General features: G+C 70.3%; 20 protein-coding genes. 5 read left to right on the plus strand and 15 right to left on the minus strand.

What is annotated here, in order from left to right; all coding sequences use genetic code 11:
* Position 1 precedes the first annotated feature (1 nt).
* From ASC98_RS18620 to clpB, 3 genes are read left to right on the plus strand one after another with little or no spacing between them, the layout of a single operon-like run.
* Positions 2-484 (plus strand): molybdenum cofactor biosynthesis protein MoaE, encoded by a 483-nt coding sequence (locus ASC98_RS18620; RefSeq protein ID WP_056814474.1) that lies wholly within the window; start codon positions 2-4, stop codon positions 482-484.
* Positions 481-870, plus strand: coding sequence for a fluoride efflux transporter CrcB (crcB, locus tag ASC98_RS18625; RefSeq protein WP_056814476.1), 390 nt, complete (start codon positions 481-483; stop codon positions 868-870). The genes ASC98_RS18620 and crcB overlap by 4 nt, the downstream gene beginning before the upstream one ends.
* A 53-nt stretch (positions 871-923) precedes the next feature.
* The gene (clpB, locus tag ASC98_RS18630) at positions 924-3,515 is read left to right on the plus strand and encodes an ATP-dependent chaperone ClpB (protein ID WP_056814478.1); all 2,592 of its coding nucleotides are present in this window, start codon (positions 924-926) and stop codon (positions 3,513-3,515) included.
* A gap of 83 nt (positions 3,516-3,598) precedes the next feature.
* On the opposite strand, the gene ASC98_RS18635 is transcribed toward clpB, so the two are convergent.
* Entirely contained in the window at positions 3,599-4,930 is a 1,332-nt protein-coding gene (locus ASC98_RS18635) for a hypothetical protein (protein WP_056814481.1), read from the minus strand.
* Between the two features lie 219 nt (positions 4,931-5,149).
* On the opposite strand from ASC98_RS18635, the gene nadB reads away from it, so the two are divergent.
* Entirely contained in the window at positions 5,150-6,766 is a 1,617-nt protein-coding gene (gene nadB / locus ASC98_RS18640; protein WP_056814483.1) for an L-aspartate oxidase, read from the plus strand.
* Here the strand turns inward: nadB and ASC98_RS18645 are convergent.
* From ASC98_RS18645 to ASC98_RS18665, 5 genes are all read right to left on the minus strand, one after another.
* Complete coding sequence (locus tag ASC98_RS18645; RefSeq protein WP_056814486.1) at positions 6,763-7,050, minus strand: late competence development ComFB family protein; 288 nt, start codon at positions 7,048-7,050, stop codon at positions 6,763-6,765. The two genes, nadB and ASC98_RS18645, sit on opposite strands and share 4 nt — an antisense overlap.
* Before the next feature lie 110 nt (positions 7,051-7,160).
* The gene (nadC, locus tag ASC98_RS18650) at positions 7,161-8,036 is read right to left on the minus strand and encodes a carboxylating nicotinate-nucleotide diphosphorylase (RefSeq protein ID WP_056814489.1); all 876 of its coding nucleotides are present in this window, start codon (positions 8,034-8,036) and stop codon (positions 7,161-7,163) included.
* Positions 8,033-9,142 (minus strand): quinolinate synthase NadA, encoded by a 1,110-nt coding sequence (gene nadA, locus ASC98_RS18655; RefSeq protein ID WP_056814492.1) that lies wholly within the window; start codon positions 9,140-9,142, stop codon positions 8,033-8,035. Before nadA ends, nadC begins: the two co-directional genes overlap by 4 nt.
* A 32-nt stretch (positions 9,143-9,174) precedes the next feature.
* Positions 9,175-10,494, minus strand: a complete 1,320-nt coding sequence (locus ASC98_RS18660) for a hypothetical protein (protein WP_056814494.1) — start codon at positions 10,492-10,494, stop codon at positions 9,175-9,177.
* Between the two features lie 110 nt (positions 10,495-10,604).
* The gene (locus ASC98_RS18665; protein ID WP_056814496.1) at positions 10,605-11,441 is read right to left on the minus strand and encodes a helix-turn-helix domain-containing protein; all 837 of its coding nucleotides are present in this window, start codon (positions 11,439-11,441) and stop codon (positions 10,605-10,607) included.
* A gap of 112 nt (positions 11,442-11,553) precedes the next feature.
* On the opposite strand from ASC98_RS18665, the gene ASC98_RS18670 reads away from it, so the two are divergent.
* Positions 11,554-12,780 (plus strand): MFS transporter, encoded by a 1,227-nt coding sequence (locus tag ASC98_RS18670; protein ID WP_056814501.1) that lies wholly within the window; start codon positions 11,554-11,556, stop codon positions 12,778-12,780.
* On the opposite strand, the gene ASC98_RS18675 is transcribed toward ASC98_RS18670, so the two are convergent.
* From ASC98_RS18675 to ASC98_RS18715, 9 genes are all read right to left on the minus strand, one after another.
* On the minus strand, positions 12,737-13,432 hold the full coding sequence (locus ASC98_RS18675; RefSeq protein WP_056814504.1) for a hypothetical protein: 696 nt from the start codon (positions 13,430-13,432) through the stop codon (positions 12,737-12,739). The genes ASC98_RS18670 and ASC98_RS18675 overlap by 44 nt on opposite strands.
* On the minus strand, positions 13,419-15,083 hold the full coding sequence (locus ASC98_RS18680) for a VWA domain-containing protein (RefSeq protein WP_082541674.1): 1,665 nt from the start codon (positions 15,081-15,083) through the stop codon (positions 13,419-13,421). The genes ASC98_RS18675 and ASC98_RS18680 overlap by 14 nt, the downstream gene beginning before the upstream one ends.
* Complete coding sequence (locus ASC98_RS18685) at positions 15,080-16,195, minus strand: substrate-binding domain-containing protein (protein WP_056820315.1); 1,116 nt, start codon at positions 16,193-16,195, stop codon at positions 15,080-15,082. The genes ASC98_RS18680 and ASC98_RS18685 overlap by 4 nt, the downstream gene beginning before the upstream one ends.
* Positions 16,196-16,262: 67 nt before the next feature.
* Positions 16,263-17,129 carry a sugar phosphate isomerase/epimerase gene (locus ASC98_RS18690; RefSeq protein ID WP_056814515.1) on the minus strand — a complete coding sequence of 289 codons (867 nt, stop codon included), beginning with the start codon at positions 17,127-17,129 and terminating at the stop codon, positions 16,263-16,265.
* A 12-nt stretch (positions 17,130-17,141) separates the two neighbouring features.
* Complete coding sequence (locus tag ASC98_RS18695) at positions 17,142-18,341, minus strand: dihydrodipicolinate synthase family protein (RefSeq protein WP_056814518.1); 1,200 nt, start codon at positions 18,339-18,341, stop codon at positions 17,142-17,144.
* A gap of 17 nt (positions 18,342-18,358) precedes the next feature.
* A complete protein-coding gene (locus ASC98_RS18700) occupies positions 18,359-19,510 on the minus strand; it encodes a Gfo/Idh/MocA family protein (protein WP_056814522.1) in 1,152 nt (383 codons plus the stop codon).
* 15 nt (positions 19,511-19,525) lie between these two features.
* A complete protein-coding gene (locus ASC98_RS18705; RefSeq protein WP_056814525.1) occupies positions 19,526-20,950 on the minus strand; it encodes a hypothetical protein in 1,425 nt (474 codons plus the stop codon).
* Positions 20,951-20,965: 15 nt separating this feature from the next.
* On the minus strand, positions 20,966-21,781 hold the full coding sequence (locus ASC98_RS18710; RefSeq protein ID WP_056814817.1) for an ABC transporter ATP-binding protein: 816 nt from the start codon (positions 21,779-21,781) through the stop codon (positions 20,966-20,968).
* A 10-nt stretch (positions 21,782-21,791) separates the two neighbouring features.
* Positions 21,792-22,787 carry an ABC transporter substrate-binding protein gene (locus tag ASC98_RS18715; RefSeq protein WP_056814529.1) on the minus strand — a complete coding sequence of 332 codons (996 nt, stop codon included), beginning with the start codon at positions 22,785-22,787 and terminating at the stop codon, positions 21,792-21,794.
* Positions 22,788-22,808: the final 21 nt, after the last annotated feature.

Here is a 22,808-nt window from a genome sequence, read left to right on the forward strand (position 1 = left end):
CATGAGCGCTGCGCGTGTCTCGATCCAGACCGACGACTTCGACCTCGGCGCCGAGGTGGCCCGGCTGCGTGCCGGCGATGGTGGCGTCGGCGCGGTGGTCGCGTTCGTCGGCACGGTGCGCGACCGCAGCGACGGCGCCGACGTCAGCCGCATGGAGCTCGAGCACTACCCCGGCATGACCGAGACATCGATCGACGCGATGATCGATGCCGCGACGGCCCGCTTCGACATCCGCGCCGCGCGCGTGATCCACCGCGTCGGCATGCTCGATGCGCAGGACCAGATCGTGCTCGTGGCGGTCACGTCGGCCCACCGTGGCCAAGCCTTCGAAGCCTGTGAGTTCCTGATGGATTACCTGAAGACGCAAGCGCCGTTCTGGAAGAAGGAGCACACGCCGCAAGGCGCGCGCTGGGTCGATGCCCGCAGCCACGACGATGCCGCGCTGCGGCGCTGGGGCATCGACAGCGGGAACCTTGCGCCATGACGGCCGGCATCACCGGGCTGCAGGTGCTGGCGGTCGCGACCGGCGCCGTCTTCGGCGCGCTGCTGCGCTGGTGGGCGGGGCTGTGGCTGAACGCGCAATGGGCGGGGTTTCCGCTCGGCACGCTGCTCGTCAATTGTGCCGGCGGGCTGCTGATCGGCGTCGCGCTGTACTGGTTCCAGCGCAGCCCGAACGAACTGCTGCGGCTGCTGGCGGTGACCGGCTTTCTCGGCGGGCTGACCACCTTCTCGTCGTTCTCCGGCGAATCGCTCGCGCTGATCCAGCGCAACGAATGGGTGCTCGCCGTCGGCCACACTCTGGCCCATGTCCTGGGGTCGCTGGCCTGTGCGGGCATCGGATACAAGCTGGCGAGGGTTGTTCTCGCTTAGCTTGAAATCCGGGACGATCCCCTCAAATCCCCTGCAATCGGAGGATTCGTCCCATGCGACTCGACAAGCTCACCACCAAGTTCCAGGAAGCGCTCGGCGAGGCCCAGAGCCTCGCGCTGAACCGCGACAACCCCTATATCGAGCCGGCCCACCTGCTGGCCGCGATGCTCGCCCAGACCGACGGGCCGAAGGCCTTGCTCGACCGCGCTGGCGTCAACACCGGCCGTCTGCAGGCCGCGCTCGACACCGAGCTGCGCAAGCTGCCGCAGGTGCAGGGCGGCGAGCAGGTGCAGGCCAGCCGCGAGCTCGGCGCACTGCTGCAGGCGTCTGAAAAAGAGGCCACCAAGCGCGGCGACCAGTTCATCGCCAGCGAGATGTTCCTGCTGGCCGCGACCGACGCCAAGTCGTCGATCGGCCCGTTCGTCAAGGAGCACGGCCTGACCCGCAAGGCGTTCGAAGCCGCGATCGACGCGGTGCGCGGCGGCCAGAAGGTCGACAACGCCGATGCCGAAGGCCAGCGCGAGGCGCTGAAGAAGTACACCCTCGACCTGACCGAGCGCGCCCGCAACGGCAAGCTCGACCCGGTGATCGGCCGCGACGACGAGATCCGCCGCGCGATCCAGGTGCTGCAGCGCCGCAGCAAGAACAACCCGGTGCTGATCGGCGAGCCGGGCGTCGGCAAGACCGCCATCGTCGAAGGCCTGGCGCAGCGCATCGTCGCCGGCGAGGTGCCCGATTCGCTGAAGAGCAAGCGGGTGCTGGTGCTCGACATGGCGCTGCTGCTGGCCGGTGCCAAGTTCCGCGGCGAGTTCGAGGAACGGCTGAAGTCGGTGCTGAAGGAAGTCGCGCAGGACGAAGGCCAGACCATCGTCTTCATCGACGAGATCCACACGATGGTCGGCGCCGGCAAGGCCGAAGGCGCGATCGACGCCGGCAACATGCTGAAGCCGGCGCTCGCGCGCGGCGAGCTGCACTGCATCGGCGCGACCACGCTGGACGAGTACCGCAAGTACATCGAGAAGGACGCCGCGCTGGAGCGCCGCTTCCAGAAGATCCTGGTCGGCGAGCCGACGGTCGAGGCCACCATCGCGATCCTGCGCGGGCTGCAGGAGAAGTACGAGGTGCACCACGGCGTCGAGATCACCGACCCGGCGATCGTCGCCGCGGCCGAGCTGAGCCACCGCTACATCACCGACCGCTTCCTGCCCGACAAGGCGATCGACCTGATCGACGAGGCAGCCGCCAAGATCAAGATCGAGATCGACTCCAAGCCGGAGGCGATGGACAAGCTCGACCGCCGGCTGATCCAGCTGCAGATCGAGCGCGAGGCCGTCAAGCGCGAGAAGGACGAAGCCTCGCAGAAGCGCCTCGGGCTGATCCAGGAAGAGATCGAGCGCCTGCAGCGCGAGGCTGCCGACCTCGAGGAGATCTGGAAGGCCGAGAAGGCCGCGGCCCAGGGCTCGGCCCATGTGAAGGAAGAGATCGACCGCATCCGCTTCCAGATCGAGGAGTTCAAGCGCAAGGGCGATTTCAACAAGGTCGCCGAGCTGCAGTACGGCAAGCTTCCGGAGCTGGAGAAGGCGCTGAAGGATGCGCAGGCCACCGAAGTGAAGAAGGGCGCCGACGCGAGCCGCCCGCAGCTGCTGCGCACGATGGTCGGCGCCGAGGAGATCGCCGAGGTGGTCGCGCGCGCCACCGGGATCCCGGTGTCCAAGCTGATGCAGGGCGAGCGCGAGAAGCTGCTGCAGATGGAAGGCAAGCTGCACGAGCGCGTGGTCGGGCAGGACGAGGCGATCACCGCGGTGGCCGATGCGATCCGCCGTTCGCGTGCCGGCCTGTCGGACCCGAACCGGCCGACCGGCTCGTTCCTGTTCCTCGGGCCGACCGGCGTCGGCAAGACCGAGCTGTGCAAGGCGCTGGCCGGCTTCCTGTTCGACAGCGAAGACCACCTGATCCGCGTCGACATGAGCGAGTTCATGGAGAAGCATTCGGTGAGCCGGCTGATCGGCGCGCCGCCCGGCTACGTCGGCTACGACGAGGGCGGCTACCTGACCGAGGCGGTGCGCCGCAAGCCCTACAGCGTGCTGCTGCTCGACGAGGTCGAGAAGGCGCACCCGGACGTCTTCAACGTGCTGCTGCAGGTGCTCGACGATGGCCGCCTGACCGACGGCCAGGGCCGCACGGTGGACTTCAAGAACACGGTGATCGTGATGACGTCCAACCTGGGCTCGCACCAGATCATGCAGATGGCCGGGCAGGACCCCGAGGCCATCCGCGAGGCGGTGTGGGCCGAGGTGAAGCAGCATTTCCGCCCGGAGTTCCTGAACCGCATCGACGAGACGGTGGTGTTCCATTCGCTGGACGCGAAGAACATCGAGGCGATCGCGCGCATCCAGCTGAAGACGCTGGAGCTGCGGCTGGACAAGCTGGAGATGAAGCTCGACGTGTCGCCGGCCGCGCTGGCCGCGCTGGCCCAGGTCGGCTTCGACCCGGTGTTCGGTGCGCGGCCGCTGAAGCGGGCGATCCAGCAGAAGATCGAGAACCCGGTCTCGAAGCTGATCCTCGAGGGCCGGTTCGGGCCGAAGGACGTGATCCCGGTTGATGTTGCCGGCACCGAGTTCAGCTTCGAACGAGTCGTGCATTGATCAAGCAACGCCCGCGGAACCGGCTTTGCCGGGCCGCCGGGTGGCGCCCCTCGGGGGCAGGAGCGAAAGCGACTGGGGGGCCGTCAACCCTCAAGCAGGTTGTCCATTCGCACGACCTGCAGCCGCACCAGCGTCAGGTTCGCGTGCGTCTTGTCGAGCACCGCATGCAGCGCGAGGCCGGGATGGTTCGGCACCGCGCGCAGCAGCAGGTGGTGGGACCCCAGCGTGATCGCGGCCTCCGGCATCGCATGGCCGAGGCCCATCGTGCGTGCGGTCGCCGTCATCGCGCCGAGCAGCGCTGCCCCATGCTGGGCCAGCGTGTCGGCCGAAGGCCGCGCGCCGGCGTGCACCAGGTCGCGGCCGCTGGCGATGTCGAACACGCAGCAGCTGACCATGCCGGTCAGCTCGATCAGCTGGTTCACGTAGCGCTGCAGCGGTGAATCGGCCTGCGTCGACGCGACCGGCCGGGTCGGCGGCATCGGCGCGTACGAGGTCGGGTAGGCCACCGCGGGCGGCGTGGCCAGCGGCAAGGTCGGCGTCGGTGCGGCCGGCGGCGGCGGCACCGACGGCGAGAACGACCCGATCGGCCGCGGCGCCATCGGCGACATCGACGTCGGCCCGGGCGCCGGTGCCGGCCGGGCGGGGCGCGCGCCGACGCCTTGCTCGCGCAGCTTGTTCCAGGTGCCGCTGATGAAACCCCAGGCGTCGGCCGGTCGCGTGACCTGCGGCGTCGTGCGCACGTTCACGCCGGTGCCGCGGCCCATGTCGGTGGCGAAGCTCGTCAGCGTGGCGGTGGCCGCCGTCAGCGGCAGCAGCAGCATGTGCCGGTTGAACCACGGGCCGGTGACCATCGCCTCGTGCAGCGGCTTCAGCGTCGATTCGAGCAGGTGGGCCGGCAGCGCGCCGACCATCAGCACCGCCAGCTGGCTGTAGCCCATCAGCACGCGCGCGAGCGCCTGGCGCGCCACGGTGTCGGCATCGGCCTGCGTGGTGTACAGCCGCAGCAGGCTGCCGTCGGCGCCGGGGAAATCGACGAACTCGAGCGTCGCGAGCGGCGTGCCGTAGCCCTGGCGGCGGATCACGAGCTTCTGCAGCGTGCGGTTGCTCGCGGTGGCCACGCCGGCCAGCAGCTTGCGCGACGACACGGTGCCCACGTCGTGCAGTGCGATGTAGTCGGGCTGCAGCAGCTCGAACTGCTGCTGCAGCGCCTCGGCCGGATCGCACGAGACGAACAGCTCGCGCTGGTCGGCGCCGACCTGGCGGCCGATGTCGCGCTGTTCGTCGGGCGACTCGTCGTCGGCGTCGGCGAGCAGCTCGGTGGCCACCGAGGTCTGCGCCCGCGTCGCCTGCCAGCCGTCGTCGGCGCCTCCACCCTGGGGATCGCTGCCGGTGGAAAAGGGGGGAATGCTCGACATGGGCCTGCTCTGTGTTTCACCAACGGCCCGTCGACGTCAACAGGCGTGCGTGGCAGTGTAGGAGCTTGTTTCAGGATGTGACAGGGGCAAACGTCGCAAAAAACCGCTCCTTCCTCCGTCAACTTCGGGGCTTGACGCGCGGACGGCCCTTTGCCATGCGCGCGACGGGTGCAGGGGCGCGCCGATAGAATCGCCCACCTCCCACTTTGCGTCCGCCTCATGGCCCCGTCGCGCGCTGAAGCTGTTTCTTCCCTGCCGGTCGTGATCGTCGGCGCGGGCCTCGCGGGGTTGACCGTCGCGCTGCACATCGCGCAGAGCCGGCCGGTCGTGGTGCTCGCCAAGCGCAACCTCGACGAGGCCGCGACCGCCTGGGCCCAGGGCGGCATCGTCGGCGTGCTCGGTACCGACGACAGCATCGAGTCGCACGTGCGCGACACGCAGGACGCCGGCGCCGGGCTGGTCGACGAGCACACCGCGCGCTTCATCGCGCAGCACAGTGCGAAGGCGATCGAATGGCTGGTCGAGCGCGGCGTGCCGTTCTCGCCCGACCCGGAAGGCCCGCTGGGCCTGCACCTGACGCGCGAAGGCGGCCATGCGGTGCGCCGCATCGCGCATGCCGCCGACGCGACCGGCAAGGCCATCCACGACGTGCTGCTCGACGAGGTGAAGCGCCACCCGAACATCCGCCTGCTGGAGCGCTGGATGGCGGTCGACCTGATCACCTCCCGCCACCTGAAGCGCGACGAGCTGCCGCGCTGCTACGGCATCTACGCGCTCGACATCGACCAGCAGCGCGTCGAGACGCTGGCGGCGTCGGCGGTCGTGATGGCCACCGGCGGTGCCGGCAAGGTGTACCGCTACACGACCAACCCCGACACCTCCACCGGCGACGGCATCGCGATGGCCTGGCGGGCCGGCTGCCGCGTCGGCAACATGGAGTTCATCCAGTTCCACCCGACCTGCCTGTACCACCCGCAGGAGCGCAGCTTCCTGATCACCGAGGCGCTGCGCGGCGAGGGCGGCCACCTGCTGCTGCCCGACGGCACCCGCTTCATGCAGGCGCACGACCCGCGCGGCGAGCTGGCGCCGCGCGACATCGTGGCCCGCGCGATCGACTTCGAGATGAAGAAGCACGGGGTCGACTACGTGCTGCTGGACGCGACCCACCTGGGCGCCGAGTTCCTGAAGGAGCACTTCCCGACCATCTACGCCCGCTGCCTGAAGCTCGGCATCGACATCACGACCCAGCCGATCCCGGTGGTGCCGGCGGCGCACTACACCTGCGGCGGCGTCGTCAGCGACCTGCACGGGCGCAGCGACCTGCCGGGGCTGTATGCGGTCGGCGAGACCACCTACACCGGCCTGCACGGCGCGAACCGGCTGGCCAGCAATTCGCTGCTGGAATGCGTGGTGCTCGGCAAGACCTGCGCCGACCACATCCTGGAACACGCACCGAGCGAGCAGCCGGGGCTGCCGGCCTGGGACGAGAGCCAGGTCGAGAACGCCGACGAGCAGGTGGTGATCGCGCACAACTGGGACGAGCTGCGCCTGCTGATGTGGAATTACGTCGGCATCGTGCGCACCACCAAGCGGCTGGAGCGGGCGCTGCACCGCATCGACCTGCTGCGCAGCGAGATCGACGACTACTACGCGAACTTCCGCGTCACCCGCGATCTGCTGGAGCTGCGCAACCTGGTCGATTGCGCCGAGCTGATCGTGCGCTCGGCGCTGATGCGGCACGAAAGCCGCGGGCTGCATTTCAGCCGCGATTTCCCGCGCACGCTGCCGGTGAGCTTCCCGTCGATCCTGGTGCGCCCCGCGGCCAGCCGAAGCTAGTTCCGCGCTTTCATCGCGGTGCGGGCCAGCACGAACTGGAACGCGAAATCGACTGCCTCGGTGATCGCCACCTCGATCACGTGGCGCTCCTTCTCGCTCAGGTAGAACGAGAAATCGACCGCATGCCGGATGTAGCGCGGCGGCAGCCGGTTCAGCGCAACGCAGGCGATGTCGGCGAGCAGCTCGCTGCCATGCAGGTGCGGGTGCTGGGTGGCGGCCGCGGCCACCGCCTCGAAGACGGCGCGCTCGTGGTAGTTGAAGATCGTGTCGAAGTCTGCGCTCATGGGGTCCGCCGTTCGGTCAGGATGTCCCATCGACTGTAGTCAGTGCGGGCCGCGCCGGCCATCCCGAGAGTGCGGCAAAAGTCCGCGCCGACGCGGACTCTCACCCGCAGTCAGATCCGCTCCAGCACCCGCATCGAGTAGTCGGTGGCCCGCACGTCCTTGGTCAGCCGGCCGATCGAGATGCGGTCGACGCCGGTCTCGGCGATGCCGCGCACCTGGTCGAGCTGCACGTTGCCCGAGACCTCGAGCAGCGCGCGCCCGGCCGTCACGGCCACCGCCTCGCGCATCAGCGCCTCGTCGAAGTTGTCGAGCAGCACGCTGACCGCGCCGGCGTCCAGCGCCTCGCGCAGCTGTGCGATGTCCTCGACCTCGATCTGGATGTCGACGCCGGCCTTCAGCGCCTGCGCATTGCGCAACGCGGCCGCCACGCCGCCGGCCGCGGCGATGTGGTTCTCCTTGATCAGGATGCCGTGCCACAGCGCGAGCCGCTGGTTCTGGCCGCCGCCGATGCGCACCGCGTACTTCTGCGCCAGGCGCAGCCCGGGCAGCGTCTTGCGGGTGTCGAGGATCGCGCAGCCGCGCGGGTTCGGCGACGCGCCGGCGATCGCGTCGACATGGCGGCGCGTGACCGTCGCGGTGGCCGACAGCAGCTGCAGGAAGTTCAGCGCCGGCCGCTCGGCCGACAGCAGCGCGCGCGCGTCGGCCTCGATGTGGCAGGCCAGCGTGTCGGGCGCCATGCGCGCGCCTTCGTCGACGTGCCAGTCGATCGCGGCCTGCGGGTCGAGCGCACGCACGCAGCCGTCGAACCAGTCGCGGCCGCACAGCACCGCGTCCTCGCGCACCAGCACGCGGGCGCGCACGCGGCGGCCGGCCGGCACGAGCTGCGCGGTCCAGTCGCCGCGGCCGATGTCTTCGGCCAGCGCATCGCGGATGTTGCGGGCGCGGGCCTGTTCCAGCGTTTCGTCGGATTCGAAGGCGATCGTCATGCGGCACCGATGTTCTTGACCATGCCGAGCTTCTGCGTGCTCGACGGGTTGGCTTTCACGAAGTCGAGCATGCGGTCGATGCAGCCCAGCGCCTGGCTGCGCACCGGCTCGTCGACATGGATCTCGCCGCTGCCGTGCTCCAGGCACGCGACAACGCCTTGCAGCGCGTTCATTGCCATCCACGGGCAGTGCGCGCAGCTCTTGCAGGTGGCGCTGCTGCCGGCGGTCGGCGCTTCGACCAGCACCTTGCCGGGCGCGAGCTGGCGCATGCGGTGCAGGATGCCGTTGTCGGTGGCGACGATGAAGTGCTTCGCATCCATCTGCAGCACCGCGTTCAGCAGCTGCGACGTGGAGCCGACCACGTCGGCCTGCTCGACCACCGACTTCGGCGACTCCGGGTGCACCAGCACCTTCGCGCCGGGGTATTCGGCCTTCAGCAGGTCGAGTTCCAGGCCCTTGAACTCGTCGTGCACGATGCACGCGCCGTTCCACATCAGCATGTCGGCGCCGGTCTCTTCCTGGATGTAGCGGCCGAGGTGGCGGTCGGGCGCCCACAGCACCTTCTCGCCGCGGTCCTTCAGGTGGCGCACGATCGCGAGCGCGCAGGAGCTGGTGACCATCCAGTCGGCGCGCGCCTTCACCGCGGCGCTGGTGTTGGCGTAGACGACGACCTTGCGGTCGGGGTGGGCGTCGCAGAAGCGGGCGAAGTCGTCGGGCGGGCAGCCGAGGTCGAGCGAGCAGGTCGCGTCGAGGTCGGGCATCAGCACGCGCTTGTCGGGGCTCAGGATCTTCGCGGTCTCGCCCATGAAGCGCACGCCGGCGACCACCAGCGTCTTGCTCGGGTGGTCGCGGCCGAAGCGCGCCATCTCGAGCGAATCGGCGACCAGGCCGCCGGTTTCGAGTGCCAGGTCCTGCAGGTCGCCGTCGACGTAGTAGTGGGCGACCAGCACCGCGTCGTGCTGGGCCAGCAGCGCTTTCGCGCGGGCCTTGTAATCGGCACGGCCGGCGGGCGTCAGCGGTTCGGGCACCTTGGCCCAGGCGTGGGCGGTGCAGGTGGCGCCGGCTGCGTCTTGCAGCGGGTAGTCGAAGAGGACGTCTTGGCTCATCCCCGGATGTTATCGAAGCCCCGCAACCCTTCTCAGGACAGGCTTTGCTCCGCCTCCATCAGCTTGTAGCGCGCCAGCGCCAGGTTGCTGCGCTGCTTGTCGAGCAGCGCGAACAGGAACAGCCCGCCGTGCCGCGACAGCGAGCGGATCAGGTGGTGGCGCGTCGGCGTGCTGGTCATGATCTCGTGCACCGCATCGGACAGGCCCATGTCGCGCGCGTGGCGGTCGTGCACGCGCAGCACCTGGGTGCAGGCGGCGGCGGCCAGCTCGATGTCGACCGGGTGCTCGTCGCGCACCTTGTGCGTGACGACCAGGCCGGTCGCGGTGTCGACGACCGCGCAGCCCATCAGGCCGTCGACCAGCAGCATCGCGTCGAGCGCATGCGCCGCGCGCTGCGGGTCGAGCAGCGGGCGCACCGGCGCCTTCAGCACTGCATTGCTGCGGGTCGCCTCGCTCGTTGCGGCCGCCGCGGCAGCCGCGTCGAGGTCGGCCACCTTGATCGGGAAGCCGTCCGGTCCCTGTACCGATGCCAGCGCGGCGACCGGCGGCGGGCCCCAGACCGGCTCGGTCTTCACGCGGTTCCACTGGCCCAGCAGCGCGTTCCACACCGCCGACGCGCTCGACAGCGATTCGTTGAGCACCTGCACCTTCAGCCGCTGCGGCCACTGGATCATGCCGATCTTGTTGGCGATCCAGACGCCGTTCGGCGGCAGCATGAAGAGCAGCGTCGGGCAGCGCCAGCCGGGCTGGTTCACCGCGCCGTACAGCGTGTTCAGCATGCCGTCGACCGCGTGCGGCTGCATCGCGCCGACGATCACCGCGGTCATGTGGCTGCGCTCCATCAGCGCGATCGGGATCGCCGCGTTGTCGGGGCCCGGCGCGCGCACGTCGGCGTGGTAGATGCGCAGCAGGCCTTCGTCGCGCCGTTCGAGCGTGGTGCGCTCGATCATCGCCAGCGTGCGCAGCGTGGTGTGCTCGCGCAGGTGCAGCCGCTCGATGGGCCGGCCGCTCGCGTCCGACAGCGCCTTCACGACCGCGCTGGCCCAGACGCCGGTCGGGTCGTGCAGCGCGATGTGGCGGGAGGCGGTCTCCAGGTCGGCGCGGGTGGCCGCGAAGTGCTCGCGGATCGCCTGGGCCGACGAGCCGGTGACGACCAGGTCGCGCAGGTGGCGGTCGACCATCTGCCCCTGGTCGTTCACCTCGGTCGCGATGGTCTCCATGATCGACGTGGCGGCGAAACCGGGGGAACGGGGCTCGCCGCCGTCGGACGCCACCACCTGGCCGGGCAGCGCGGGTTCGTCCCGGCCGTCGCCCTTGAGGTCTCGCAGGTCTCCGAACAGCGATGACAACATGGGTGCTCCCGGCAGTTGAGTGCTGTGCAGTCTAGGGTGCTGCCTGCCCGCGGGCATCCCCACATTGACTACCCCTTTCGAGGGCAGGGATTGCCCGCCCGTCGCCGGCGTCAGCTGAAGAAACGGCTCGGCGGCGCGCCGACCGAGCGCCGCACCATCGCGCTGAAGGCGCTCGCGCTCGCGTAGCCCAGTTCGGCGGCGATCACGCCCATCGGCTGCTTGCGCGCCGCCATCGACAAGGCCTTGGCCAGCAGCACCTGCTGGCGCCACTGCACGAAGGTCGTGCCGAGCTGCTGGCGGAACAGCCGCGCGACGGTGCGCGGGCTGGCGCCGGTGTCGCGCGCCCAGCCGTCGAGCGTGGCATGGCGGGTCGGATCGTCGAGCACCGCCTCGCACAGCGTGCGCAGCCGCTTGTCGGCCGGCAGGTCGACGCCCAGCCGCACCGGGCGGGCGCGCCGCAGCTCGTCCAGCACCAGCGCGCTGATCCGCTGTTCGCGCCGCAGCGCGTCGGGGCCCAGCGGCGGGCCGCCGCCGTCGGGCTGCACGTTCATCTCGAGCACCAGCGCGCGCAGCAGCTCCGAAACCTCCAGCACCCGGCATTGCCGCCACGGCGCCTGCTCGGCTGGCGCGACGCCCGGGCCGCTGCGCCCGCGCGGCTGCAGCAGGTACAGCGTGCGCAGGTCGGCATCCTCGACGACGCTGACGGCATGCTCCATGCCGGCCGGGATCCACAGCGCGCGCGACGGCGGCACGAGGTAGGTGCCGTGCTCCATCGTCAGCCGCACGACGCCGGTCGACGACAGCGCGACCTGCGCCCACGGGTGGTCGTGCGGCACGACCCGGGTGTCGGTGCTCAGGTGGTGCTTCTTCGCGCGCAGCGGGCGCTGCGGCGTCGGCGTGTAGAGGTGCGGCGTCAGCGGACCGATCGGCGGCGTGGGGGTGGACATGGGTGAGCGGCCCGGGTTGGCAGGATCTCGACAGGGATTGACAGGCTATCGCAATCCGGCCGCTTCGTCACTGCCTACCATCGGGGCTCGACTCCACCTGCCGAACTCCTGCATGAACACCCTGGCCGCCCCGGCACCCGCCTTGCGCAAGGACGCCACCGTCATCGGCCTCGTCGGCCTGGCGCACAGCATCAGTCACTTCAGCCAGCTGCTGCTGGCGCCGCTGTTCCCGTGGCTGAAGGACGCCTTCAACGTCGGCTATGCCGAGCTCGGGCTGCTGATGTCGATCTTCTTCGTCGTTTCGTGCATCACGCAGGCGCTGTCGGGCTTCATCGTCGACCGCTTCGGGCCGCGGCCGATCCTGTTCGCCGGGCTGGCGCTGCTGGGGCTGGCGGCCTTCGGCTTCTCGATCAGCACCGGCTGGTGGATGCTGGCGGCGTTCTCGGTGCTGGCGGGCATCGGCAACGGGGTGTTCCACCCGGTCGACTTCACGCTGCTGAACCGCAAGGTGCACCCGTCGCGGCTCGGCCATGCGTTCAGCGTGCACGGCATCACCGGCAGCCTGGGCTGGGCGCTCGCGCCGGCGATGCTGGTGCCGCTGACGCTGGCGTACTCGTGGCGCGTCGCGCTGGCCTGTGCCGGCGTGCTGGCGTTCGCGGTGCTGATCGTGCTGTGGTTCAACCGCGAGAAGCTGGCGCTCGACACGGTGGCGCCGGCGAAGGCGGCCGCAGCCCAGCCGGTGGGCGGCAGCCTCGACTTCCTGCAGATCCCGGCGGTCTGGATGTGCTTCGCGTTCTTCTTTTTCTATGCGATGGCGCTGAGCGGCGTGCAGGCCTTCGCGCCCGAGGCGGCCCGGCTGCTGCACGACGTGCCGACGCAGCTGGCGGCGATCTGCCTGACGGTCTACATGGTGTGCAGTGCCGGCGGCATGGTGGTCGGCGGCTTCCTGGTGACCGACCCGGCGCGCTGCGAGCGCATCGTCGGGGCCGGCTTCGGCGTCGCGGCGGCGCTCGCGCTGGTGCTGGGCTTCGCGACGATCCCGGCGCTGGCGGTGCCGGTGCTGTTCGGTGCGATGGGCTTCGCGGCCGGCATCGCCGGGCCGTCGCGCGACCTGATCGTCAAGCGCTCGGCGCCCGACAACGCGACCGGCCGCGTCTATGGCGTCGTTTACTCGGGCCTGGACATCGGCCAGGCGATTGCGCCGCTGCTGTTCGGCACGCTGATGGACCTGCACCGGCCGGCGCAGGTGTGGCTGGGCATCGCGGTGGTGCAGGGCGTGCTGATCGCGAGCGCGTTCAACGTGCGGCGGGTTCGGCGGACGGTGCTGGCGGCGGCCTGAGCTCGCGCGACAGCATCTGCGAGTGCGTGAGGAAGGCCTGCGCGTCCTGCGATGCCAGGTCGTCCGCGAGCTGCGCCACGTTCGCCTCCAGCTGCGCCAGCGTCTGCGCGAAGGTGTCGAGCGCGGTCTTGCCGTTCGACAACACGCGCGTGCGGGCATACGACGGTGGGATCGACAGGTAGGCGTTCAACGCCTCCGGCAGGTGGACGATCGCGATGCGGCGTGCGTCGAAGCCGTCGTCGAGCGACAGGTGGCCGCGCGAGCGCTCCCACTGCCGGCGCAGCGCGTCCAGCGCCTTGCACAGCTCCAGCACGCGGGTCTGCAGGCTCGCGGGCAGGCGGTCGTCGGGGTTGTACTGCGTCAGCCCGCGCACGCCCTGCAGCGCACGCTCCATCGCCTCGCGCGTATCACCGTCGTCGCTGAACTGCAGGGCCTCCCAGCCGGGCCGCGACAGCGACGGGAACCCCAGCCACAGCCCGCCGGCCACGAACCCGGCTGCGTAGCCGAGCACCGCCAGCGGCAGCGCGGCATGGCCGAGCAGGCCGAGCCCCTTCAGCACCAGCGCGATGCTTGCGAGCCCGAGACCGATCCAGTTCGGTGCCGACGCGAGCACGCCCAGCAGGCGGTTGCCGAGCGAGCTACTGGTAGGCACGGATGTCCTTGAACACGCCGTACAGCGGCGTCTTGCGCGCATCGAACAGCCGGCCGCCGGTCACCTTCACCAGTTCGCGCAGCTGCTTCTCGTTGGCGTCGCCGAACAGCACCATGAAGACCGGGATCGACCGGGCGTCTTCCGGCAACTGCTCGTAGTCGCGCCTGAACTCCTCGAAGGTGCGGCCCTTGTTGCTCTCGCCGTCGGTGAACGCCACCACCGAATACTGGTAGCCGGGGTGCTTCTGCTTCTCGTCGGCCATGTTCTTCAGCGACTTCAGCACCGCGTCGAACAAGGCGGTGCCGCCGCGCATGTTCAAGCCGGCCGCGAAGGCTCGCACCTGCGCCAGCGCCTTCTGCTTGGCCTCGCTGTCCTCGATCACCTGCACGCCGCGGGCCGCCGGGGCGCCGGCCGGGATCTCGAAGCGCTGCAGGTCGTAGGGGTTGTCCGAGAACGGCTGCATCCACAGCCGCTCGCGGTTCGTCAGCCGCGCGATGCGCCCGGTCAGCGAGCGGTCGACGCCGGCGATGTAGTCGAGCGCCTGGATCAGCTGTTGCTGGCGGCCGTCGCGCTCCATGCTGCCGCTGGTGTCCAGCACGAACGTCGACGCGATCGGCCGGCGGAACTCGTTCAGGTAGGCGTCGATCAGGCCGTCGGCCAGCGCGCGGTCGGGCGAGAACGGCAGCTCGATGCGCATCGCGTCGCGCGGCAGGATGTCGGCCACTTTCTCGGCCACCTCGGGCACCACCGGCCGCCGCAGCGTCTGGCGCGCGAGCCAGGTCTGCGCCGCCTCGCCCTTCAGGTACGCGACCACCTTCAGGTAGTCGTCGCGCCGGGCATCGTTCAGCAGCAGCAGCGGGTAGTCGGCGGTGCTCACCCCTTCGTGCGGGTAGACGAGCAGCAGTTTCTCGCGCAGCTTGCCCGATTGGTTCAGGCCCAGCAGCCAGCTCTCGTAGTTGATGAAGGCGTTGACGTCGACGCCCTGGCGCTCGATGAACTTCTCCGAGAGGTAGGTGGAGTTGTCGCCGGGCAGCCGGTAGCCCTTCAGGAAGGCTGCGATGGCGCCGCGGTCGACGTCGGCCGCGCCGAGTCCGTCGGTCTTCTGGGCGGCGCTCGCCACCACGCCCAGCAAGGCCATGAAACCCTGGTTCGAGGTGGCCGGGTTGGACAGCGCGTAGCTCAGCTTGCCGGCCTTCGCGGCGGCGGCGATGTCCTTCCAGGTCACCTTGGCGGCGCGCTCCGGCCGGTCCCAGCCCAGTTGGCGGGCCGCCGATTCGCTGAGGCCGAGCGCGATCGGCGACAACATGATCTTCTCCTGCAGCTTCACGCGCGACTGGCCCTGCGCGTCGGACAGCAGGTACTTGGCGTTGGCGAACCACGCGAGGTCGGCACCCGACTGGCCGTTCAGCACCGCCTCGGTGCTTTCCATCGTGCCGCCGAAGCGGAACTGCAGGTTCACGCCGGTCGCCTTCAGCACCATCTGCTGCAGCGGCTCGATGTCGCGCAGGTCGGTGGTGGCCAGCACCTGCAGCGCCGGGGCCGCGGGTGGTGGTGGTGGCGGCGCGGCCGCCGTGTCGACCGCGGGCCGGTCGCAGCCGGCCAGCGCCATGCACAACAGCGCCAGAAGCGAAACTCGCAGGGCAAACCTCATTGACCCATCTCCTTGGTCACCACGTCGATCATTTCCGCCATCAGTTCGAACGAGGGCGGATCCACCACCTGCGTGAGGCGGGTCTCCACCGCCAGGCCGGTCGGCTGCACGGCCTTCGCGAAGCGCTCGGCATCGGCGATGCGAAAGCCGTGCTGCAGTGCGATGCCCTGCAACTCGGCATCGTTCGACAACAGCGCACCGAGCGCCTTGGCACGTTCGCTGGTGGCGACGAACACCAGCTTGTTGGTGATGGTGGGCTGCGGGTACAGCAGCACCATGCCGCCGCCGATGCCGCCCTTGGCAAGCGCATGGCCGACGATCTGGTTCTCGTAGATCCACGCGAGCGGCGTCTTGCCGATGCCCTGGGACACGTAGTCCTCGAAATTGCCATTGACGTAGTTCTCCTGGTAGCCCTGGCGCTTGAACAGCTCGGCCAGCCGCAGCGCGGTGCGGCGCGCGGTGTCGCGGTCGCTGACGGTGTCTCCGTTCACGGCGTTGCTGGCCAGCGCGAGGAACATCGCCGCCGAGTTGCTGCGCCGCACGTCGGTGGTCGATACCAGCACGCTGCGGCTCACGTCGTAGGCCGCGGCGTGCTTCAGGTCCTTCCAGCGCTTGCGCGCCAGCATCAGCTGCGTGAGCTTGTCCATGTCGACGCCGTACACCTGCGGCTGCAGCGGGCGGGCGATGCCGTTGTCGACCAGGATCTTCGCGATCGGCTCCCAGGAAGCGATCACCAGCGGCGTGTGGAACGGCGAGTACGACGCGGTGGCGATGCCGGCCTTGCGGCCCGCCTCGGTCACCTGGGTCGCCGCCACCACGCCGGACGGGAAGAAGAAATCGAGGGTGGCGCCGGGCAGCACCCGGGCGGCCATGTCGCGGCTGCCGATGCGGGTCACCTGCACCGGCAAGCGGTGCGCGGCCAGCACCTGCACGACGCGCGGATTCTTGAAGAAGTCCTCGACGTCGACCGCGATCAGCCCGTTCAGCTCGGTCGCCGCGACCGCCTCGGCGGTGGCCTGCTGCGCCGGGTGGCCGCGCAGCGAGAACCAGAGTGCAGCGCCAAAACCTCCCAGCAGTGCGAGCGTGACCAGGAGCTTGGCCGTTTTGTTCATGAAGACGCAACCGTCAGTGCAGACGGCGCGAGTCTAGGGCACGCGCCCGGGCTTTCGATCCGGGTTTTCAGACGACGCTGCGGTGCCGCGCGATGCAGGTGTCCAGCACCTCGCCGCCCGGCCGCTTCCACCAGTCCTCGCTGGAGAAGATCTCGACCTCGCTGTAGCCCGCGTAGCCGGCGGCTTCGACCCAGCCGCGGATGCGCGGGATGTCGATCACGCCGTCGCCCATCATCGCGCGGTCGTTCAGCAGGTCGCGTGTCGGCAACCGCCAGTCGCAGACGTGGAAGGCCATCAGCCGCTCGCGGCCGGCGCGTTCGACCTGCGATTGCAGCTTCGGGTCCCACCACACGTGGTAGACGTCGAGCGCCACCCCCAGCGCGCCGCTGCGGTCGGGGTCGAGCGCATCGCACAGGTCCAGCGCCTGCTCCATCGTGTTGACGCAGGCGCGGTCGGCCGCGTACATCGGGTGCAGCGGTTCGATCGCCAGCGGCATGCCGGCACGGCGTGAATGCTCGAGCGTCGCGGCGATGCCGTCGTGCACCTCGGCCCGCGCGGCGCCGAGGTCCTTGTGCGCGGCCCGGCCCGCCAGCGCGCCCGGCAGCCCGCCGACCACCAGCACCAGGCAGCGGGCGTTCAGCGCCACGGCCTCGTCGATGGCACGCCGGTTGTCGTCCAGCGCGCGCTGCCGCCCCGGCGCGTCCTCCGCCGGGAACATGCCGCCGCGGCAGTACCCGGACAACTCGATGCCGGTGTCCCGCACCAGGCCCGCGACCTTGTCGAGCCCCGCCGCGGCCACCTGGTCGCGCCATGGCGAGATCGCGCGGATGCCCCGGGTCGCACACTCCAGCACGATGCGGTCGAGCGGCCACTGCGCCCGCACCGTCGCGGTGTTGATCGACAGCCAGCGGTGGTCGGCGCTGAAGTCCCTCATGCGGTGTTCACCTCAGGCATCCACGCCATGCAGGCCCAGCAGATACCGCATGCGCCGCGCCGCCAGCTCCGGCTGCTCGACCAGCCCGGCCGCGTCCGCCAGCCGCAGCAGCTCCGCCAGGTGCGGCAGCGAACGCGTGCTCTGCTGCCCGCCGACCATCGCGAAATGATCCTGGTGCCCGTTGATCCACGCCATGAAGACGACGCCGGTCTTGTAGAAGCGGGTCGGCGCCTTGAAGATGTGGCGCGACAGCGGCACCGTCGGCGCGAGGATCGCGTGGAAGCGACTGCGGTCGTGCGCGGCCAGCGCGGCCAGCGCCGCGCTCGCGGCCGGCGCGATCGCGTCGAAGATGCCGAGCAGCGCATCGCTCTGCCGCTGCGTCGGCGCGCTGCCGACACCGTCGCCGGCGATCAGCTCCGCATAGTTGAAGTCGTCGCCGGTGTACATGCGCACGCCGGGCGGCAGGCGGCGCCGCATCGCGATCTCGCGGTCCTTGTCGAGCAGCGAGATCTTGATGCCGTCGACCTGGGCCGGGTTGGCCTCGATCACCGCGAGCGCGGTGTCCATCGCGCGGTCGACGTCGGCGCTGCCCCAGTAGCCGGCCAGCGCCGGATCGAACATGTCGCCCAGCCAGTGCAGGATCACCGGCTCGCGCGCCTGGCGCAGCAGCCGGCCGTAGACCTGCAGGTAGTCGTCCGGGCCGCGCGCGACGCGGGCCAGCGCGCGGCTGGCCATCAGGATCAGCCGGCCTCCGAGCTTCTCGATCGCGGCCATCTGCTCCTCGTAGGCGCGGACCACGTCGTCGACGCCGCGCGCCGCGTCGGGCGCGAGCTGGTCGGTGCCGCAGCCGCTCGCGACGCGCGCGCCCGGCACGTCGCGCGCTGCATCGAGCGAGCGCGCGATCAGTTCCAGCGAGGTCGGCCAATCGAGCCCCATGCCGCGCTGCGCGGTGTCCATCGCCTCGGCCACGCCCAGCCCCATGCGCCACAGCCGCTGGCGGTACGCGATGGTGCGGTCCCAGTCGATCGCGCACTGCAGCCACGGGTCGACCGGCGCGAGCGCATCGGCCACCACATGCGCCGCCGAGTACGCGATGCGGTTGAAGGCCGGTTGCTCCGGCGCGCGCCACGGCTCGCGCGCCGACAGCGTGTAACGCGCGAGGCCGCCGTCGGGCTGCGGCAGCTGCAGGGTCAAGTTCGGGGTCAGGCTCATTGCGTTGCCTTTTGTCGTCAGAGCGCCAGCGCCGGCACGTCGACCCAGCGCCGCTCCTTCCAGCTTTTCAGCGCCGCCTCCACCAGCTGCACACCCTTGGCCCCTTCGGGCAGCGTGAAGCGGTACGGCGCGTCCTCGGCCACGTGGCGCAGGAACTGCTCCCACTGCAGCTTGAAGCCGTTGTCGTACGGCTGGGTGTCGGGCACCTCCTGCCATTGATCGAGGAACGGCATGGTCTGGCGGGTGTCCGGGTTCCACACCGGGCGCGGCGTGTTGACGCGCGCCTGGCTGCGGCAATCGGTCAGCCCGGCCACCGCCGACCCGTGCGTGCCGTCGACGTGGAAGGTCACCAGGTCGTCGCGCCGCACCCGCGTCACCCACGAGCTGTTGACCTGCGCGATCACGCCGCCGGCCAGCTGGAAGGTCGCGTAGACGGCGTCGTCGGCCGTCGCGCGGTAGGGCTGGCCGGCTTCGTCGAAGCGCTCGGGGATGTGCGTGGTGCCGAGGCACGACACCGACTGCACCTCGCCGAACAGGTTGTCCAGCACGTAGCGCCAGTGGCAGACCATGTCGAGGATGATGCCGCCGCCGTCTTCCTGCCGGTAGTTCCACGACGGCCGCTGGATCGGCTGCAGGTCGCCTTCGAACACCCAGTAGCCGAACTCGATGCGCACCGACAGGATGCGGCCGAAGAAGCCGGCGCGCTTCAGCATCTCGAGCTTGCGCAGCCCGGGCAGGAACAGCTTGTCCTGCACGGCGCCGTGCTTCACGCCGGCCGCTTGCGCGAGCCGGCACACCTCCAGCGCCTCGGACAGGTTGGTCGCGATCGGCTTCTCGCAGTAGACGTGCTTGCCGGCGCGGATCGCCTGCGCCAGCAGCGTCGGGCGCATCTGCGTCGTGCCGGCGTCGAAGAACACCGTGTCGTTGCGGTCGGCCATCGCGCCGTCGAGGTTGGTGCCCCAGCGCGCGATGCCGTGCGCCTTCGCGAGCGCCTCGATCTTGCCGGCATCGCGGCCGATCAGCACCGGGTCCGGCATCAGCCGGTCGCCGTTGGCAAGCGCCACGCCGCCCTGCTGGCGGATCGCGACGATGGAGCGGATCAGGTGCTGGTTCATGCCCATGCGGCCGGTGACGCCGTGCATGATCAGACCGAGTCGTTGGGTGGCCATGGAAATCCTTGCGGGTCAGACGAGTGAAGTGGCTTGCGACAGCGGCTGCATCGCCGACCCGTCCGGCGTGGCGGTGTGCGCGTAGCCGGGCGCGGCGAGCGAATGGAGGTCGATGCGGCCGCCGGCGATGCGCAGGCGGCCGTCGGCGTCGTACAGGTCGGGATGGGCCCGCACGAAGGCCTGGCGTTCGACGTCGGGTGCGGCCCCGAAGCCATCGGCATAGTGGTGGCCATTGCGCTCGGCATGCGACAGGCCGAGCAGCGCGGCCAGCGCCAGGTCCTGCTGCACCGCGAGGCCGGCCTGGCAGGTCAGGTCCTCGGCCGACATGAACCATGCGGGCTCCTGGCCGTCGCGCTGTGCCGCCTGGTTCCAGCGCTCGCAGCGCGCGCGGTTGACCAGCGACTTGTAGAAGCCCTTGCAGCCCTTGCTCGACACGCCGTGCCAGCCGGCGTCGCGGCCGCGCACGAAGGCATCGAGCGTGCCGTCGGCCTCGTCCATCAACAAGGGACAGGGCAGTGAGGGCAATGGGCCGTCGAACGAGCGGTCGCGCGGCAGCGGTTGTTCGAGGTACAGCAGCGCATCCGGCCGCGCGGCGTAGGCCGGCAGCGACGCGAGCCGCGCGAACAGGTCGGACAGCGCCGCGCCATCGCCGTACTGCTCGTTGCCGTCCAGCGTGTAGCGGTGGCCGGGCGCGTCGCGGTCGAGCACCGACAGCACCTCGGCCAGGCGTTGCACATCGGCCTGCGGATCGCCGCCGAGCTTGATCTTGAAGACGCGGTGTCCGTGGCGCGCGATCACCGCCGGCAGGCTCACCGGCAGCGCGCCGGCGTCGTCGGGCACGGGCTGCAGTGCATCGAGCAGGCCGACGGTGTGGCGGGCTTCGATGTGTTGCCGCGGCACCAGCGTCGGCAGCCAGCCGTTCCAGTCGAAGCCGCGCAGGTCGGGCAGCAGCGGACTCGGCTGCAGGCCGATTGCGTTGCGCGCGACCGCATCGAACATCGACAGGCCGAGCGCACGGCACAGCGCGTCGATCACCGCGCGATCGACCACCGCCGGGCCGAAGGCGCTCGCCAGCTCGGTCGCGCCGGCGCGGCGGCCGGCCTCCGCCAGCGCGGTCGCATGGCGCTGGAACAGCTCGAACGCGCTGGCCGACGCATCGCCGGCATAGGCCTGCACCGTGCGCTCGACCGCGGCGGCGAGCTGGCCGACGTTGTCGGCATGCGTCAGGCCAGGGCGCTTGTCGAACCACTTCGGCACCATCAGCTCGGCTGCATGGCCTTGCCAGCTGCCGCGGCCGGCCACCTCGACGGTGGCGCGCACGAACAGCTGCGGGCAGCGTGCCAGCGTGACCGCGCCGAAGCGGAACGGCAGGCGCAGCGACACCGGCCGCACGCCGCAGTCGACCGCCCGCACGACCAGCAGGATGCCTTCGCTTCTCACGCGCGCTTTCCGGGTTCAATGCGCATCGAGCGACCCCTGCGCGTAGAAGTGCGCGCGCAGCGTCTTCGCGTACGCGGCGAAGGCCTCGCTGCCCATCACGTCGAGCGAGCGCGGCCGCGGCAGCGCGATGTCGTACACCGCGGCGATGGCGCCCGGCCGTTCGGTCATCACGACCACCCGGTCCGACAGGAAGATCGCCTCCGGGATGCTGTGCGTGATCAGCAGCACCGTCTTGCCGGACGCGCCCCAGATGCGCTGCAGCTCGAGGTTCATGCGCTCGCGCGTCATCGCGTCGAGCGCGCCGAAGGGCTCGTCCATCAGCAGCACCGGCGGGTCGTGCAGCAGCGCGCGCAGGATGGCCACCCGCTGCTGCATGCCGCCCGACAGCTGCCACGGGTACTTGTTCTCGAAGCCGCGCAGCCCGGCCATCTCGATCAGCTGCTGCGCGCGCTCGCGGGCCGCCGCCATCGGCAGGCCGCGGATCTCGGCCTGCAGCAGGATGTTGTCGATGACGCGCCGCCACGGCAGCAGCAGCGCGTTCTGGAACACGATGCCGACATCGGTCTGCGGGCCGTGCACCGCGCGGCCGGACAGCGTCAGTTCACCACCGCTGGCCGGCAGCAGCCCGGCCACCAGCTTCATCAGCGTGCTCTTGCCGCAGCCCGACGGGCCGACCACCGAGACGAACTCGCCGGCGCGGATCGCGAGGTCGAGCGGGCGCAGCGTCTCGACGTCGCCATCCTGCGTGCGGTAGGTCTTGCGCAGCCCGCGCACCTCGATCAGCACCGGCGACGTTGCGGCCGACTCGACGGGTTTCAGCACGGCGCTCATCGGCGGCACATCACGGCAGGTGGTCCAGCGAGACGTAGTCTTCCGGCTTGCCGCGGGTGGCCGGGTCCATGCCGCCGTACTGCACCAGCAGGTCCAGCGATTCGCCGACGTTCTTCATCGACACCCGCAGCGGCCGCAGCGCCCGCGTGTCGTCGGTGTGGTACAGCGCGGTCGTCAGCTTCAGGCCCACCAGCATCGTGTCGCGCTGGCCCGACTTCGGGTTGGCCTTCAGCGTTGCGTCGACCGCGGCCTCGGGGTTCTTCTCGGCCTCTTCGAGCGCGCGCGTGGTGGCGCGCAGGAAGCGCTTCACCAGGTCGGGCTTGGCGGCCAGCGTGTCCTTGTGGGCGACGATGCCGGAGCTGATCAGGTTGACGCCGTAGTCGGCGAAGCGCACCAGCTGCACCGGCTTCTTCGTCGCGTCCTGCAGCTTGATGTTCTGGTCCATCACATAGCCGAGCAGCAGGTCGGCCTGGCCGTTGATCACCGCGTTCAGCTTGGTCTGCGCATCGCCCGAGACGGTCTTGAACTGGCCTTCCTGCAGCCCGGTCTTCTTCAGGAACAGCGGCCAGATCTGGCTCATCGAATCGCCCGGCGTCATCGCGACGGTCTTGCCGGCGATGTCCTTCGCGGCCTTCACGCCCTTGTCGGCGAAGCCCATCACCGACATCGGGCTCACCTGCAGCGCGACGCCGACCGCCTTCACCGGCGCACCCTTGGCGGCGGCCTTCATCATCGTCGGCACGTCGACATACCCGAAGGTGGCCGAGCCCGCCGCCACCGCCTGGATCGACACCGCCGAGCCGCGGCCTTCCTGGATCTCCAGGTCGATGTTCTCGGCCTCGTAGAAGCCTTTCTCCTTGCCGATGAAGAAGGGCGCGTGCTCGCTGTACACGTACCAGTTCAGCAGCAGCACGACCTTGTCGCGCGACTGGGCGAAGGCCGGCAGCGCCAGCGTGGCGCCCAGCGCGGAAAGTGCTGCAGCGCGGGCCAGGGTGCGTCGTCTCATGCGTGTCTCCTTCGTTGTGTG

The sequence above is a fragment of the Rhizobacter sp. Root1238 genome (assembly GCF_001425825.1).
In the GTDB taxonomy this organism is placed as follows: Bacteria; Pseudomonadota; Gammaproteobacteria; order Burkholderiales; family Burkholderiaceae_C; genus Rhizobacter.